The sequence below is a fragment of the Kaistia defluvii genome (assembly GCF_026343955.1).
GTDB classification, from domain to species: Bacteria; Pseudomonadota; Alphaproteobacteria; order Rhizobiales; family Kaistiaceae; genus Kaistia; species Kaistia defluvii.
In genome coordinates this window covers 96,837-111,235 of record NZ_JAPKNI010000005.1, presented here as the reverse complement: position 1 = coordinate 111,235, position 14,399 = coordinate 96,837, and the positions used below count along the sequence as shown (strand labels likewise).

The window sequence follows — 14,399 nt, the reverse complement described above, 5'->3', positions numbered from 1 at the left end:
CCCCTGATGAAACGGCCCGTCTAAGGGCCGAGATCGACTGGAACGGTTTCCATGCTGCACTTCACACGCTGGAAGATGATTGCGATCCTGACTGTCGTTGTGGTCGGGCTCCTCGCGGCGCTTCCCAATCTCTTCTCGAAGGAAACCGTTGAATCCTGGCCGAGCTGGGTGCCGAAACGGCAAATGGTTCTCGGCCTGGATCTCCAGGGGGGAGCCTATCTCCTCTACGAGGTGGACAAGCAGGACTACGTGCAGAAGCGCCTGCGCACCCTCGTGGGTGACATCCGCAAGGCAATGCTGCAGGAGCCGCGCATCGGCTATTCCGGCCTGGGCGTCCAGGGGCAGGGCGTGCAGCTCCGCATCCGCGACCTGTCCCAGCTCGGCGAGGTCGAGAAGCGCCTCGAGCCGCTCCGCAACCAGTTGGCCACCTCGGCGCTTGGCGGGACCGCCGTCAATGAGTTCGACCTGACCGTGGGCAGCGACGGTCTCGTCCAGATGGCCTATTCGGAAGCCGGTCTGAACCAGCGCATTCGCCAGATCGTCGATCAGTCGATCGAGGTCATCGGTCGCCGCATCGATCAGCTCGGCACGGTCGAGCCTTCGATCCAGCGCCAGGGCTCGGACCGCATCCTGGTCGAGGCCCCCGGTCTCGACGATCCCGAGCGTCTGAAGACCCTGGTCGGACAGACGGCGCAGCTTACCTTTCATCTCGTCGACACCAGCGTCTCGCCGACGGCTGGCACGCGCAAGCCCGGTACGATCATCGTCGACTCGAACGATACTCCGCCGGTACCCTATGTGCTTGAGGAAGCGCCTCTCCTGACTGGCGAGGACCTGACGGACGCCCAGGCGACGTTCGACTCGCAGAACAACGAGCCGGTCGTTTCCTTCCGTCTTTCCAGCGCCGGCGCTCGCGTGTTCGGCGAAGTCACGTCGAAGAACGTCAACCGCCCCTTCGCGATCGTCCTCGACGACAAGGTCATTACCGCCCCGGTGATCCGTCAGCCGATCCTTGGCGGTTCCGGCCAGATCTCCGGCAACTTCTCGATCCAGTCCGCCAACGACCTGGCGATCCTGCTTCGCGCCGGTTCGCTTCCGGCCAAGCTGACGATCGTCGAGGAGCGCAATATCGGTCCGGGCCTCGGTGCCGACTCGATCCGCGCCGGCAAGATCGCCGCGATCATCGGAACGGCGCTCGTCTGTGCGTTCATGGTCATGACCTATGGCTTCCTCGGCTGGATCGCCAACGTCGCCGTGATCGTCAATGTCATCCTGATCTTCTCGATCGTGACGATCCTCGGGGCGACGCTGTCGCTGCCGGGTATTGCCGGCGTGATCATCACGGTCGGAACGGCGGTGGACGCCAACGTCCTGATCTATGAGCGGATACGCGAGGAGTATCGAGCCGGGCGATCCGCGATCGCCGCGATCGATGCAGGCTTCCAGAAGGCGCTCGGCACCATTTTGGACGCGAACGTCACGACGCTGATCGCAGCCCTGGTTCTCTTCTACCTGGGTTCGGGCCCGATCCGCGGCTTCGCCGTCACGCACGCCATCGGCGTCGCGACGACGATGTTCACGGCGTTCACCTTCACTCGCCTTCTGGTCGCGATGTGGGTGCGGTGGCGCCGTCCGACCAAGATCACGCTCTGAATCGAAGCGAGGACAGAAACCCATGGCTTATCTTCGCATCGTTCCCGACAACACCAAGATCCCCTTCATGCGGATGCGGAAGTGGACGTTTCCGCTTGCCGCCTTCCTCTCGATCATGTCGGTCATCCTGTTCTTCACCGTCGGGCCGAACTACGGCATCGATTTCCTCGGCGGCACCGTCATCGAGATCCAGACCAAGGACGCCAAGCCGGATCTCGGCAAACTGCGTTCGACGTTGAATGGGCTTGGCCTCGGCGACGTCCAGGTGCAGACGATCGGCGCCGACAACTCGGTGCTGATCCGCATGGGTCAGCAGGATGGCGGGGAGGAGGCCCAGCAGGCCGCCATTGGCAAGATCCGCGCGGCGCTCGCCGATCAGGCGGAATTCCGCCGCACCGAGATCGTCGGTCCGCGCGTGTCGGGCGAACTGGCCTATAATGGCGGTCTCGCCATGCTGGTCACCTTCGCGGCGATCGCCATCTACGTCTGGTTCCGGTTCGAGTGGCAGTTCGCCGCCGGTTCGATCATATCGGCTGCGAACGTCGTGGTGATGACCTTCGGCTTCTACGTGGTCACGCAGCACGAATTCAATCTGACCTCGCTCGCGGCGATCCTGACGACGATCGGCTATTCGCTCAATGACACGGTCGTCGTCTATGACCGCATCCGGGAGACGCTGCGCAAGTACAAGAAGATCCCGCTCGGCGACCTGATCGATCGCGCGATCAACGACATGCTGGGTCGTACCGTGATCACCACGGTGACCACGCTGATCGCACTGTTGTCGCTCTACATCTTCGGCGGCGATGTCATCCAGGCGTTCACCCTGGCCATGATCTTCGGCGTGATCGCGGCGATCTTCTCCTCGATCTGCGTCGCGGCTCCGATCCTGATCTATTTCGGCCTGCGCCAGGACCAGATGACCAAGAAGGAAGACGTGGAGGCGGCTGGCAAGGCCTGAGCCGCCATGGCGCTGTTCACGCGACCATCCGTATCGCTCCGCGACCAGCACTTTCCTGGTCAGGCGCCGATCGACGTTTATGGCGAAGGGGTTTTCCGCTTCGCGGAGATGTCGCATCCGGGCTCGCTTCTCTGCCTGCCGAGCGGCATCTATGGTTGGCCGGTCGGCAGCGCGGCGGAGATCACGCCCGAGGCGCTGTCGGACGTATTCGCCGAAGCGGCCGATATCGCCCTCCTGGTGATCGGATGCGGTCGGGATGTCGCGCTTGTCCCCAAGAGCCTGCGCGAGCAGCTCAAGCAAAGCGGGATCGGTGTTGAGGTGATGGCGACCGGCCCGGCCGTCCGCACCTACAATATCCTTCTCGCCGAGGGCCGCCCTGTCGCGGCGGCGCTCGTCGTTATCTGATTGGTTTCGTTTCATGGATGTTTTCGCCCTTTGCGCCGATGAAGTGCGCGCGCATGACCGTGATCGGTTTCTCGCCGATCTGTTCGCGCCCGAGGCGAAACGGCGCTACCTCTTCGCGCTTCATGCCTTCAATCTCGAGATCGTGCGGGTGCGCGACCTCGTCAGCGATCCGATGCCGGGCGAGATCCGCCTGCAATGGTGGCGCGACGTGCTGTCGGGCGAGGCGAGGGGCGAGGTTGCCGGCCACCCTGTCGCGGCCGCGCTGCTCGAGACGATCGGACTGCACCACCTGCCGCGCGCGGCCTTCGACAATATGATCGAGGCGCACATCTTCGATCTCTACAATGATCCGATGCCGACGCTCGGCGATCTCGAAGGCTATGCCGGCGAGACGGTTTCGGTGCTGATCCAGTTGGCGGCTCTCATTCTCGCCGGCGGCGAGGATCCGCATACGGCGGATGCCGCCGGCCACGCCGGCGTGGCGCAGGCGCTCACGGGGCTGATGCGGGCACTGCCGTTCCACGCCAGGCGTCAGCAGCTATTTCTTCCGACCGATCTGATGGAACGGCACGGGGTGAAGGCGGAGGACATCTTCGCCGGACGCACGACGCCGGAGCTGCTCGCCCTGCTCGCCGATCTGCGCGAGACGGCGCGGCGGCACCTCGATGCCGGTCGGGCCGCACTCGCCCATGCCGATCGGGTCGCGCTCCCCGCTTTCCAGCCGGTCGCGCTCGTCGAGCCGATGCTCCGGCTGATGGACCGATCCGACTATGATCCGTTCCAGACGACGATCGACCCGCCGCAGTGGAAGCGGCAATGGTGGCTCTGGCGTGCCGCGCGTCGGGGTGGGTTTTAGGAGAGGAACTCGGGTCCGTCGGCGCGGTGGCCGGTCCTGCCCTCAAGCCGCGCCATGCGTTAGCACGTCGATGTTGTGGGCGTGGCGGACCGCGCCGCGGGCGGCGTCGTTCTGGTTGAAGATCTCCAGCGTCTCGGTCTCGTCATCGGCCACCGGCATCAGCGCCGCGTCCATGTAGTTGGCCTTCGCCGGGTCGGCCTCGATGCGGCGACGTTGCCGTTCCAGCTTGCCGAGCAGCCAAAGCAGCTTGGCGCTCTTGGCGACCGTCTCGAGCGCGTGGCGCGGATAGAAGCGCCATATCGGCTCGATCGGCAGGCCGGGCCGGCGGTCCAGCCGATCCTTGAAGCGCACGACCCCGCCCTGCAAGGGATGGACATGCTCCACGTCGACGGACGTTGAGAACCACATCAACAGCTTCATGATGCTGGTGGTCCGCACCCCGGTCGCCGCCGCGCGGCGCAGGATCGTCAGCATGTGCTCGGGCGAATAGAACAACCGCCACGCGTCGCGGTAGATGCCCTCCCATTCCTGCTGCGACATGCGCTCATGACCAGTGACGGCATGCTCGAGGTCATACTTGTTGAGGTCCCTGTCCATGGCCACGCCCTTGCGGTGCAGGGTCTGGTGGTCCTCGGAACCCGGCAGAGGCGTCAGGAAGAAGAACTCCAGGATATCGAGCGGCAGTTCGCGCCGGATGATGCCGATGTCGCGGCGGATGCTCTCCGGCGTGTCATTGGGAAAGCCAAGAATGTAGCCAGCATAGGTGATGATGCCATGGTGCTTCCAGTCGAGCAGCATGCGGCGGTACTCGGTAATCTTGTTCTGGCGCTTCTTGGCGGCCATCAGGTTGTCGGGGTTGATGTTTTCAAGCCCGATGAAGACGCGGCTGACGCCGGCCCTTTTGCATTTGGCGATGAAGTTCGGGATCTTGTGGCAGAGCGTGTCGACCTGGATCATCAAGCCGATCCACATGCCCTCCTTTTCGCGCAGCGCGATGATCCGGTCGAGGATGATCTCCCAGTCGCGGTTGCGGGCGAAATTGTCGTCGGTGATGAAGTAGTTGTGAATGCCCTGCGCCAGGTTCTCGCGGATCAGCTTCTCGATATCGTCGGGCGATCGGCGGCGGGACTTGCGCCCCTGCACGTTGATGATGGTGCAGAACGAACACTGGAACGGACAGCCGCGCCCGGCATCGAAGCTGGTGTTGCCGCCCAGGGTCCGTGCGACATAGCCGGCCGGCAGGAAGGGTGGCGGCGTGCCTTCGACGCTCGGCAGTTCCTTCATGTAGTTGTAGAGAGGCTGCAGGGTGCCGGCGGCGGCGTCGAGCAGAACGCGGTCGAGCCGGTTTTCCGCCTCGCCGGCGAACAGGCTGACGCCGATGTCCAGCGCCTGCTGCAGGTCGACATGCAGGTCGGGTAGCATGGCGAGGCAGCCGGAAACGTGAAACCCGCCCATCGCGACGGAAATGCCCGCCTCGCGCAGGGGCCGGGCGAGATCGAGGGCGCGCGGATACTGGTTCGACTGGACGCCGACCAGGCCGACCAGCCCGAAATTACCGTTGCGGCGGAAGTCCTCGATGATCCGGTCCAGCCGGACGCGGGTATTGGTTTCGTCGATGGCGCGGATGTCGATGGTGACATCCTCCCCCAGCACCTGGCGGGCCTCGCAATCGGCGGCGAGGCCGTAGAGGCTCGCCAGCGAGTTGGAGGGGATCGAGGACCGGTACCAGCGGATCACGTAGCCATCGTCGTCATAATGCGACGGCTTGATCAACAGCAGAAGAAAGGGCCGCTTCATGGGCGCGCCCTGCAATGCACATCGGACTGCATGTCTGGCTTTCCCCCTTGCGGCGGTTCTAGCGCATGCGAATTCTCGGACCGGGCATTTCAACAGGCTTCGACGATGACTTTACGGAAGGCTGGCGCTTTCGGCAATGCCGTGCGCGCCAGCCGGAGTTTCGCCGGCTATTCGGCGGCGATGACCGACGCCTGGCCACCGAGCCAGGCCGAGGCGTCGGCGCGGGCGCGGGCCGTCAATGCCTTCTTCTTGGCGACGGCCTTGTCGGTGCCGCGCAGCTTGACGCCCGGCTCCTTCGGGATCTCGATCGGCGGGAAAAGGCCGAAATTGACGTTCATCGGCTGGAAGGAGCGGCTACCGGCTTCCTCGTCAACCAGATGCCCACCCGTGATGTGGCCGAGCAGGGCGCCGAAGGCCGTCGTGGCGGGCGGCGCGACTGGAACCTCGCCGAGACGCTCGGCAGCGGCGAAACGGCCGGCGAGCAGGCCGATCGAGGCTGATTCGACATAGCCCTCGCAGCCGGTGATCTGGCCGGCAAAGCGCAGGCGCGGCTGTGCCTTGAGGCGGAGCAGCGGATCGAGCAGCTTCGGCGAGTTGAGGAAGGTGTTGCGATGCAGGCCGCCGAGGCGTGCGAACTGGGCGTTCTCGAGCCCGGGGATCATCCGCAGCACGTCGGTCTGGGCGCCATATTTCAGCTTCGTCTGGAAGCCGACCATATTGTAGAGCGTGCCGAGCGCGTTGTCCTGGCGCAGCTGTACGATGGCGTGCGCCTTGACGGTCGGGTTGCGCGGGTTGGTCAGGCCGACGGGCTTCATCGGGCCGAATCGCAGCGTCTCGCGGCCGCGTTCCGCCATGATCTCGATCGGCAGGCAGCCGTCGAAATAGGGGGTCGAGGCTTCCCAGTCCTTGAAGTCGGCCTTGTCGCCGGCGATCAGCGCGTCGAGGAAGGCGTTGTACTGCGCCTCGTCCATCGGGCAGTTGATGTAGTCGGCGCCGTTGCCGCCCGGGCCGACCTTGTCGTAGCGCGACTGGAACCAGGCGATGTCCATGTTGATCGAGTCGAAATAGACGATCGGCGCGATCGCGTCGAAGAAGGCGAGTTCATCGGCGCCGGTCAGGCCGCGGATCGCGTCCGACAGGTCCGGCGAGGTGAGGGGGCCGGTGGCGACGATGACGCTGTCCCACTCGGCCGGCGGCAGGCCGGCGATCTCGCTGCGGTCGATGGTGACGAGCGGATGGTCTTCGAGCGCCTTGGTGACGGCCTGGGAGAAACCTTCGCGGTCCACGGCAAGCGCGCCGCCGGCGGGGACCTGGTTGGCATCGCCCATGCGCATGATGAGCGAGTTGGCCATCCGCATTTCCGCATGCAGCAGGCCGACCGCGTTGGTGTTGGCGTCGTCGGAGCGGAACGAATTGGAGCAGACGAGTTCGGCCAGGCCGTCCGTCTTGTGCGCATCCGTGGCGCGCACGGGGCGCATTTCGTGCAGGACGACGGGAATGCCGCGATTGACGATCTGCCAGGCGGCTTCGGAGCCGGCCAAACCGCCGCCGATGATGTGAATGGGATCTGTTTTCATGGCGCGGAGATTATTGCGCCGGAACGTTTCGGACAACTGCGCAGTTCGCAGTTCGGTCCGGACAAAAGAAAACGCCCGTCGGGGAGGAGGTCGACGGGCGTTTCTTTGAATGGCGCATCGCGAGGGAGGAGGTTCGCTAGCGCCGTATCGCAGGGAACAAGGGAGGAGGTTTGTTCCCGCGCGAATTCCGTATCGGTTTAGTAACCGGCCGACTGCTTGGCAATCTGCGTGATGTCGCCGCGATTGATTCCAAGGTCATTGAGCTCGCGGGACGTAAGGCGCATCAACTCGCTGTAGGTCTCGCGGTACTTGCGCCAGTTCTTGTAGGAAGCGAGGATGTTCGTAGCCACGGTCTTTTTCCTTCGGACGATCGGACAATTGAAGAAGCGGAGGATGTCGTCTGCGTCGCCGCCGCTCTTGTTGATCCGAATATAGGGGAAGGCTTTCGAAACGAGCACTGTGAAAATGCGCATGGCTGCGCTGCGGATGATGCAGAGCAGCAAGCAAGAGTGACTAAATGTTGCGCTGCAATATTGCCTAAAGAGGCAGCGCCCGACACGATCGAGCCTGATCTCGGGAATCGCTGACGCGGCAAGGACAGCCGCATGGGGAAATCGCATGCCACTGAAACGAGTGCCCGGGACCCTTGCGGTCCTGCTGGTCCTGACTTTGGCCGGGCCCGCCGCGGCGGAGTCACTGGCTCCGGTCAAGATCCGATACTGCCATGGCTACGGCTGCAAGATGCGTTCGCCGGTGATCTTCTCGAGCGGCGATCTCCAGACGCTGAAGCGCATTCTGGATCGCGGCAAGGCCAGTCCCGCCGCGGAGCGGGCCGCGATCTCGCGCGCCGACCAGTGGTATGAGCGCAAGGCGGGAGCGGCGACGGGCACGTCGAAGGATGGCGCCAAGGATACGTATGAGCTGTTCACGCCGCTGTCCGAGATCGACTGTGTCGACGAAACAGTCAACACCACGACGCTGCTGGAAATGCTCGACCGCTATGGCTTGCTTCGGCATCACAAGGCAGGCCGACCGGCCAATCGGGGGTTCCTGATCGACGGCCGCTATCCGCACAACACGGCGACGATTACCGAGAAGGCGAGCGGCCGGCGGTGGGTGGTGGATAGCTGGGTGCGGGCCAATGCGGAGCTGCCCGATATCAAGCCGCTCGACGTCTGGAAGCGGGAGGGCGGGCGGCGCGGCTGAGGGAGCGTCAGCCGGTGCCCATCCGCCGCGTCCGATGCGGAGTTCCGCAGCCCCGCATCAGTTGTACGTGCGAAATCTGAATCCCGGCTGGCTCCCTCTCGGGCCGGAGATCGGCTGCTTCGCTCTGAAGGGGCCGCTTTAGACGACCACCTTGCGATAGAGATGCCAGGTCGCATGACCCAGCACCGGCATGACGACGGCCAGTCCGAAGAACAGCGGGATCGAGCCGATCGCGAGCGAGATGGCGACGATCAGCCCCCAGAGCGCCATGACGCCCGGATTGGCCAGCACGGCGCGGATCGAAGTCAGGATCGCCGGGGCGAGGCCGACATCGCGATCGAGCAGCAAGGGGAACGAGACGACGCTGACGGTGAGAACCATCAGCGCGAACAGGAAGCCGACGCCGTTGCCGACGAGAATCAGCGTCCAGCCGGCCTGGGTCGTCAGCACACGGTGCAGGAAGTCGGGCATCGAGGCTGCCGGCGTATAGCCGAAATTGGCGATGTAGATCGCGTTGGCGACGGCGATCCAAACGAAGAACACAACGCCCAGCCCGATGCCGAGCATCAGGATCGCGCCGATCGACGGCGAATGACGCACCTCCAGGATCTCGGGCAGCGAGACATCCAGCCCCTGCTCGCGACGGCGGGACAGTTCATAGAGGCCGAGGGCCGCGAACGGACCGAGCAGGGCGAAGCCGGCCATCAGCGGAAAGAGCAGGGGGAGGATATCGGCGCCGAACACGGCCCGGCCGATCAGCAGGCCGACGACGGGGTAGATCACAACCAGGAAGATGGCGTGCGTCGGCATGGCCGAAAAATCGTTCCAGCCGAGTCGCAAGGCATCCCAAAGGTCGGCTACCGTGATCTTGCGGACAACCGGCATCGCCGTTTCGGGCGAGGTCGAGCCGGTGATCAGATGCGAGTGGGTGGAATAGTCACTCATTTGCGCGGCCATGAGCGTGTTCTCCTGCTCTGCCCCCAAGATTGAGCAATCGGAACGCCGCCAAAGACCAAGGTCGATCGCAGGCCCCGCAGCGCCACGATGCACTCTGCGGCAGAATAGCGCAGAAGCGACGCCCGGGCGATCACGATTTCGGGGGGCATCCGGCCGGCCGCTGCCGACGGCCCCTGGAAACCGTCGGCGTTGCCGCCGAGCGGCCGCGGTCCGGGCCCGCCTCGCCGCTTCGATCCGCACGCCGGATGGCGCGTTGATCGGAGCTGCCAGGGGACGGCCAGACAGGCGCCCGACCTCTTTCCGTCAGGCGCGCTTGCCCACCAGTGCGAATATGGCGCCCTGCGGGTCCATGTATTGCGCGACCCAATCCCCGTCCGGCACCTGCATGGGGCCATTGAGCCGCTTGCCGCCCCCGCCATCGACCCGCGTCAGGGCCGCGTCGATGTCATCGACGTTGAAGTAGAACAGCCAGAACGGCGCCGGCATGTGCCGGGGCTTGTCGAACATGCCGCCGATCGGCATGGAGCCGTTTGCCGTCGTGAACAGCTGGTAGGTTCCCATATCGCCCATGTCGATCGGCTCGCCCTTCTGCCAGCCGAACATGGCCGCGTAGAATTCGAAGGCCCTTTGCCAGTCTTCTGCATAGAGCTCGTGCCAGCCGATATGACCGGGCGTGCCGGGCTCCGGATCCTCGGGTGGCACCTGCATCGGCAGGGGGCTGAACAGGGTGAAGACGGCTTTCTGCGGATCGGAGACGACGGCGAAACGGCCGACTTGCGGGATATCGGCTGGCGGCACATGCACGGCGCCGCCGAGGCTGGCCGCCCTGGCGGCGGCGGCGTCCACATCCGCCACAGAAACGTAGCCGATCCAGTTCGGCGGGGCGCCTGCCTTGCGGGCCTGCCCCGGCAGGTCCATCAGTCCGGCGACCGGGTTCTCGCCAACGGTGAAGAGCGTGTAGGCCATGCCGGGCTGCGAGGCGTCGCGCGTGCCCCAGCCGACCACCGAGCCATAGAACAGTCGGGCACCTGCGGGGTCGGTGGTCATGAGTTCGTACCAGACGAAACGGCTAGCCTGACCGGTCATTCGCGCCTCCTTCCGTTGGGGAATTCCACCCTACACGAGATGCTGCCGTAGCGGAATTGCGTGCTCGCCGCGCCGCAATAGTGCCTGCAGCGCAACAGAGGGAGGCTCGTGGGACAGATCGACGTCGATGCTGTTGCATCCGCTTTCCGTCTGGGGATATGAGGAGAGTATTCGACTGGACCCGGTGAAAATCCGGGTGGCTCTTCCGGCCGCCGATCCGCCGGACAACGCAGATTGCAATACGGACGGCTCCCGCAGCCCATGCGTTGCGCTCCTCCGCGTCTGCCGCGAAGCACCTCATCCCATGATCAACACATCCACCATCCGTCGCGAATGGTTTTCGAACCTGCGCGGCGACATCCTGTCGGGCCTTATCGTGGCCTTGGCCCTGATCCCCGAAGCGATTGGCTTCTCTGTCATCGCCGGCGTCGACCCGAAGGTCGGGCTCTACGCGTCCGTGGTGATCGCCTGCGTCATCGCCTTTACGGGCGGTCGTGTCGCCATGATCTCCGCCGCGACGGCGGCCACCGCCATCCTGATGGGCAGTCTCGTTCGGGATCACGGCATCCAGTACCTGTTCGCCGCCACGATCCTGATGGGCGTCTTCCAGATCCTGGCGGCCGTGCTCAGGCTTGGCCGCCTCATGCGTTTCGTGTCGCAGTCGGTGATGACGGGCTTCGTCAACGCGCTCGCCGTGCTGATCTTCATGGCGCAGTTGCCTGAACTCATCAATGTTCCGACCGCCACCTACGGCCTGATCGCCCTGGGGCTTGGCATCATCTACCTGCTGCCGCGGGTAACGCGCGCCGTGCCGTCGCCGCTTGTGGCCATCATCGTTGTTACGGCCGTAGCTGTTATCTTCAAGATCGACGTCCGGACCGTTGCCCAGCTGGGTGAATTGCCTTCGACCTTGCCGAGCTTCGGACTGCCGGAAGTGCCGCTGACGCTTGAAACGCTGCGCATCCTGCTGCCGGTTTCCCTGACGCTGGCGGCGGTTGGCCTGCTTGAATCGCTGCTGACGGCGCAGCTTCTCGACGACATGACCGATACGCGAAGCAACAAGAACCGCGAATGCGCGGGGCAGGGCATCGCCAACATGGCGTCGGCGATGTTCGGCGGCATGGGCGGTTGCGCCATGATCGGCCAGTCGGTCATCAATGTCTCTTCGGGCGCGCGGGGCCGTCTGTCGACACTGGTGGCGGGTCTGTTCCTGCTGGTTCTGCTGGTGGCGCTTCAGGACGTGCTGGCGATGGTGCCCGTCGCGGCGCTGACCGCTGTCATGATCATGGTGTCGGTCAACACCTTCTCCTGGCAGTCGATCGTCAAGCTGCGCAGCAATCCCTGGCAGTCTTCGATCGTCATGCTGTCAACGGTTGCCACGGTCCTCGCCACGCACGATCTCGCAAAGGGTGTCCTGGTTGGTGTGCTGCTCTCCGGAGTATTCTTCGCAGGCAAGGTCGCGCGCCTGAGCCGTGTCACCTCGACGCTTTCCGAGGATGGCCGGACACGCACCTATCGCGTCGAAGGACAGATCTTCTTCGCTTCCGCCGGCACCTTCGGGGAATCGATCGATCTGCAGGAAGACGTCGAGCGCCTCGTCATTGACGTGCATTCCGCCCATTTCTGGGACATTTCGGCCATTTCGGCGCTGGACAGGGTCGTGCTCAAGGCCCGGGAACGGGGCCGGCTCGTCGAGGTCATCGGCCTCAACGAGGCAAGCTCAACCATGGTCGAGCGCTTTGGCCAGCACGACAAGGACGGAACTGTTTCGGCTCCGGTCCATTGACGTCGGAACACCACTCCACGCTGTGTGGGTTGCTCGGTCGCATCTCCGTCACAATCCTGCTAAACTTCACCGTCCATGCAACGTCGCGTCCGGCGTCGGCAACCGAACGAAACGCTTTGAACAGAGAAATCCCCCATGAATCATAGACTTCCCGCACTGGTCGCCGTGCTGGCCGCTGTCGCTCTGGCTGGTTGCGTATCGCGGCCCGTTCAGGTTTCCGCGCCTCCCGGCCTGTCCGCGCCCTCGTCTGAACCCCTGACCTGGGTCCGCAAGGATGGCCAGAGCGGCCGCGCCAATCCGGCGCTCGCCGACCAGTTCGCGGCCGACCGTGCCGATTGCGTGCGCGCGCCGGGCGACAATGCCGCGCTGCGTGAAGCCGAGGCCTGCATGGGCAATCGCGGTTACGCCCTGGTGCCGGCCTCGCAGGCTGCCGCCCGCGCTGCCCAGTACCGCCGGATGGCCGGCTACTAAGCTCTCTGAGCTTGTCTTCGCCGGCGCCCTCCGGGCGCGCCGGCGAAGACGATTTCGTGCGCCCGAGCATCCTGCGCCTGGAACGCCGGAGGGCCTTTGCCTCGCGCGGGCATAGCCTCGACCGGGCGCACTCCTGTTAACACCCCGTCAGCCGTCCGTTAACGCGCCTCCAGGATCAGGCGGATGCCGAGCGCGCCGATGACGGCGCCGGCGAAACGATCGATCCAGAGCTTGGCGCCGAGATAGAGGGCGCGCGGCCTCGACGAGGAGAAGGCGAGGGCGACGAGCGCGTACCAGCCGGTCTCCTGCAAGAAGATCAGCGCCGGCAGAGCGAGGTCGAGCCAGAGCGGCCGATCAGCCGGGAGCAGGGCGGCGAACACCGCGCCGAACACGGCGATGATTTTCGGATTGCTCATCTGCGTCGCCAGCGCCAAGCCGAAGGACCGGCCGAGATTGGATCCGTTCCCGGTGCCGTTGCGGGCAACCTCGACGGGGTCCCTGGCGCCGCGCCAGATCCGGTAGGCGAGATAGAGCAGATAGACGCCGCCGGCGATCTTCAGCACGATGTAGAGCCCGGCTGCCTCGGTCATCAGCGTGCGCAGGCCCAGCAGGGCGAGCGCGCCGAACGTCGCCGCGCCGACGCCCATGCCGACTGCCGCCGCCAGCCCGTCGGCGCGAGACTGCGCGACCGCGGTGCGCACGACGAAGACGAAGCTCGGGCCCGGGCTGATCGCTCCGACCAGAAGGGCGCCGAGAATGGCGAAGAGCGCGGCGAGCGGCGTCATGGATGAATCCCCCGGCTGACGAAGCAGGGGCTCCGTCTCGCCGGCCAGATTATGCCGCGAACGGACGGGCGCCTAGGGACCGTCGCTCGCCTGTTCGCCCGCATGCAGGCCGACGCCGGCGTCGGTCAGCTTCTGCCAGACCTCTTCCGCCGTCTCGGCATAGACGAACAGGTCCAGGTCCTTGCGCCCGATCATGCCTTCTTCGATCAGCGCCTCGAAATTGATCACCCGCTTCCAGTAGGCGCTGTCGAACAGTACGATCGGGATCGGCGGCGACTTGCCGGTCTGGCGCAGCGTCAACAGCTCGAACATCTCGTCGAAGGTGCCGAAGCCGCCCGGAAAGACGATCAGCGCGTTGGCGCGCATGGCGAGGTGCATCTTCCGCATCGCGAAATAATGGAAGCGGAAGGTCAGTTCCGGCGTCGAATAGGCGTTCGGCTCCTGCTCGTGCGGCAAGGTGATGTTGAAGCCGACCGAGGGCGCGCCGACATCGGCCGCGCCACGATTGGCCGCCGCCATGATGCCGGGGCCGCCGCCCGTCGCGATGACATTGTCGCGGAACGTGCCGTTGCTAACGAGGGCGCCGCCGCGTTCGGAGACGATGCGGCCGACGGCGCGTGCCTGGTCATACCAGTTCGCATGATGGCCGTTGCCGCCTTCGCCGACCCGGGCGCTGCCGAAAACGACGATGGTGGAGCGAACGCCCCACTGGCGCAGCGCCAGCTCGGCCTTGGCATATTCGAGCAGGAACCGCACGCCGCGCATGGAATCGCTGAGCAGGAAATCCTGGTCGAGCGCGGGAAGGCGGTAGGAGGGGGATTCCATCTGGGGCGTGTTGGGTTTGTTTTCAGTCATCTCG

At 64.9% G+C, this 14,399-nt stretch carries 14 protein-coding genes and 1 other annotated feature; of the genes, 7 read left to right on the top strand and 7 right to left on the bottom strand.

The annotated features are described in order from the left end of the window. Positions 1-51: 51 nt before the first annotated feature. From secD to OSH10_RS14240, 4 genes are read left to right on the top strand one after another with little or no spacing between them, the layout of a single operon-like run. A complete protein-coding gene (gene secD, locus OSH10_RS14255) occupies positions 52-1,653 on the top strand; it encodes a protein translocase subunit SecD (RefSeq protein ID WP_266332486.1) in 1,602 nt (533 codons plus the stop codon). A 22-nt stretch (positions 1,654-1,675) separates the two neighbouring features. Further along, a complete protein-coding gene (gene secF / locus OSH10_RS14250; RefSeq protein WP_266332485.1) occupies positions 1,676-2,614 on the top strand; it encodes a protein translocase subunit SecF in 939 nt (312 codons plus the stop codon). Between the two features lie 6 nt (positions 2,615-2,620). Further along, positions 2,621-3,019: an Mth938-like domain-containing protein gene (locus tag OSH10_RS14245; protein ID WP_266332484.1), complete on the top strand. Its 399-nt coding sequence runs from the start codon at positions 2,621-2,623 to the stop codon at positions 3,017-3,019. A gap of 13 nt (positions 3,020-3,032) precedes the next feature. Then, a complete protein-coding gene (locus OSH10_RS14240) occupies positions 3,033-3,875 on the top strand; it encodes a phytoene/squalene synthase family protein (protein WP_266332483.1) in 843 nt (280 codons plus the stop codon). 42 nt (positions 3,876-3,917) lie between these two features. Here the strand turns inward: OSH10_RS14240 and OSH10_RS14235 are convergent, their stop codons facing one another. The 3 genes from OSH10_RS14235 to OSH10_RS14225 all read right to left on the bottom strand — a co-directional run bounded on the left by OSH10_RS14235 (position 3,918) and on the right by OSH10_RS14225 (position 7,599). After that, positions 3,918-5,672 carry a radical SAM protein gene (locus OSH10_RS14235; protein WP_266332482.1) on the bottom strand — a complete coding sequence of 585 codons (1,755 nt, stop codon included), beginning with the start codon at positions 5,670-5,672 and terminating at the stop codon, positions 3,918-3,920. Between the two features lie 167 nt (positions 5,673-5,839). Further along, complete coding sequence (gene trmFO, locus OSH10_RS14230) at positions 5,840-7,249, bottom strand: methylenetetrahydrofolate--tRNA-(uracil(54)-C(5))-methyltransferase (FADH(2)-oxidizing) TrmFO (RefSeq protein ID WP_266332481.1); 1,410 nt, start codon at positions 7,247-7,249, stop codon at positions 5,840-5,842. Between the two features lie 197 nt (positions 7,250-7,446). Then, positions 7,447-7,599, bottom strand: a complete 153-nt coding sequence (locus OSH10_RS14225) for a DUF1127 domain-containing protein (RefSeq protein ID WP_266332480.1) — start codon at positions 7,597-7,599, stop codon at positions 7,447-7,449. A 268-nt stretch (positions 7,600-7,867) separates the two neighbouring features. On the opposite strand from OSH10_RS14225, the gene OSH10_RS14220 reads away from it, so the two are divergent. Then, the gene (locus tag OSH10_RS14220; protein WP_266332479.1) at positions 7,868-8,455 is read left to right on the top strand and encodes a hypothetical protein; all 588 of its coding nucleotides are present in this window, start codon (positions 7,868-7,870) and stop codon (positions 8,453-8,455) included. A gap of 138 nt (positions 8,456-8,593) precedes the next feature. Here OSH10_RS14220 and OSH10_RS14215 read toward each other — a convergent pair whose 3' ends face one another. After that, a complete protein-coding gene (locus OSH10_RS14215; protein WP_266332873.1) occupies positions 8,594-9,340 on the bottom strand; it encodes a DUF2189 domain-containing protein in 747 nt (248 codons plus the stop codon). Positions 9,341-9,715: 375 nt separating this feature from the next. Beyond that, complete coding sequence (locus tag OSH10_RS14210) at positions 9,716-10,498, bottom strand: VOC family protein (protein ID WP_266332478.1); 783 nt, start codon at positions 10,496-10,498, stop codon at positions 9,716-9,718. Between the two features lie 174 nt (positions 10,499-10,672). Continuing rightward, positions 10,673-10,728 (top strand) — a sequence feature (sul1 is cis-regulatory element that is thought to sense ions involved in sulfur or methionine metabolism; They are found in Alphaproteobacteria). Positions 10,729-10,802: 74 nt separating this feature from the next. Here OSH10_RS14210 and OSH10_RS14205 point away from each other — a divergent pair. Beyond that, entirely contained in the window at positions 10,803-12,284 is a 1,482-nt protein-coding gene (locus OSH10_RS14205; RefSeq protein WP_266332477.1) for a SulP family inorganic anion transporter, read from the top strand. Positions 12,285-12,419: 135 nt separating this feature from the next. Further along, positions 12,420-12,755: a hypothetical protein gene (locus OSH10_RS14200; protein WP_266332476.1), complete on the top strand. Its 336-nt coding sequence runs from the start codon at positions 12,420-12,422 to the stop codon at positions 12,753-12,755. A gap of 158 nt (positions 12,756-12,913) precedes the next feature. On the opposite strand, the gene OSH10_RS14195 is transcribed toward OSH10_RS14200, so the two are convergent. Next, positions 12,914-13,540, bottom strand: coding sequence for a LysE family translocator (locus OSH10_RS14195; RefSeq protein WP_266332475.1), 627 nt, complete (start codon positions 13,538-13,540; stop codon positions 12,914-12,916). A gap of 72 nt (positions 13,541-13,612) precedes the next feature. Beyond that, positions 13,613-14,395 carry an LOG family protein gene (locus OSH10_RS14190; RefSeq protein ID WP_266332474.1) on the bottom strand — a complete coding sequence of 261 codons (783 nt, stop codon included), beginning with the start codon at positions 14,393-14,395 and terminating at the stop codon, positions 13,613-13,615. Between the last annotated feature and the right edge of the window lie 4 nt (positions 14,396-14,399).

What these genes read in the sequence shown, in the direction of transcription:
- secD (WP_266332486.1), top strand. Translation starts at nt 52, where the DNA reads ATGCTGCACTTCACACGCTGGAAGATGATTGCGATCCTGACTGTCGTT.
- secF (WP_266332485.1), top strand. Translation starts at nt 1,676, where the DNA reads ATGGCTTATCTTCGCATCGTTCCCGACAACACCAAGATCCCCTTCATG.
- OSH10_RS14245 (WP_266332484.1), top strand. Translation starts at nt 2,621, where the DNA reads ATGGCGCTGTTCACGCGACCATCCGTATCGCTCCGCGACCAGCACTTT.
- OSH10_RS14240 (WP_266332483.1), top strand. Translation starts at nt 3,033, where the DNA reads ATGGATGTTTTCGCCCTTTGCGCCGATGAAGTGCGCGCGCATGACCGT.
- OSH10_RS14235 (WP_266332482.1), bottom strand. Translation starts at nt 5,672, where the DNA reads ATGAAGCGGCCCTTTCTTCTGCTGTTGATCAAGCCGTCGCATTATGAC.
- trmFO (WP_266332481.1), bottom strand. Translation starts at nt 7,249, where the DNA reads ATGAAAACAGATCCCATTCACATCATCGGCGGCGGTTTGGCCGGCTCC.
- OSH10_RS14220 (WP_266332479.1), top strand. Translation starts at nt 7,868, where the DNA reads ATGCCACTGAAACGAGTGCCCGGGACCCTTGCGGTCCTGCTGGTCCTG.
- OSH10_RS14215 (WP_266332873.1), bottom strand. Translation starts at nt 9,340, where the DNA reads ATGCCGGTTGTCCGCAAGATCACGGTAGCCGACCTTTGGGATGCCTTG.
- OSH10_RS14210 (WP_266332478.1), bottom strand. Translation starts at nt 10,498, where the DNA reads ATGACCGGTCAGGCTAGCCGTTTCGTCTGGTACGAACTCATGACCACC.
- OSH10_RS14205 (WP_266332477.1), top strand. Translation starts at nt 10,803, where the DNA reads ATGATCAACACATCCACCATCCGTCGCGAATGGTTTTCGAACCTGCGC.
- OSH10_RS14200 (WP_266332476.1), top strand. Translation starts at nt 12,420, where the DNA reads ATGAATCATAGACTTCCCGCACTGGTCGCCGTGCTGGCCGCTGTCGCT.
- OSH10_RS14195 (WP_266332475.1), bottom strand. Translation starts at nt 13,540, where the DNA reads ATGACGCCGCTCGCCGCGCTCTTCGCCATTCTCGGCGCCCTTCTGGTC.
- OSH10_RS14190 (WP_266332474.1), bottom strand. Translation starts at nt 14,395, where the DNA reads ATGACTGAAAACAAACCCAACACGCCCCAGATGGAATCCCCCTCCTAC.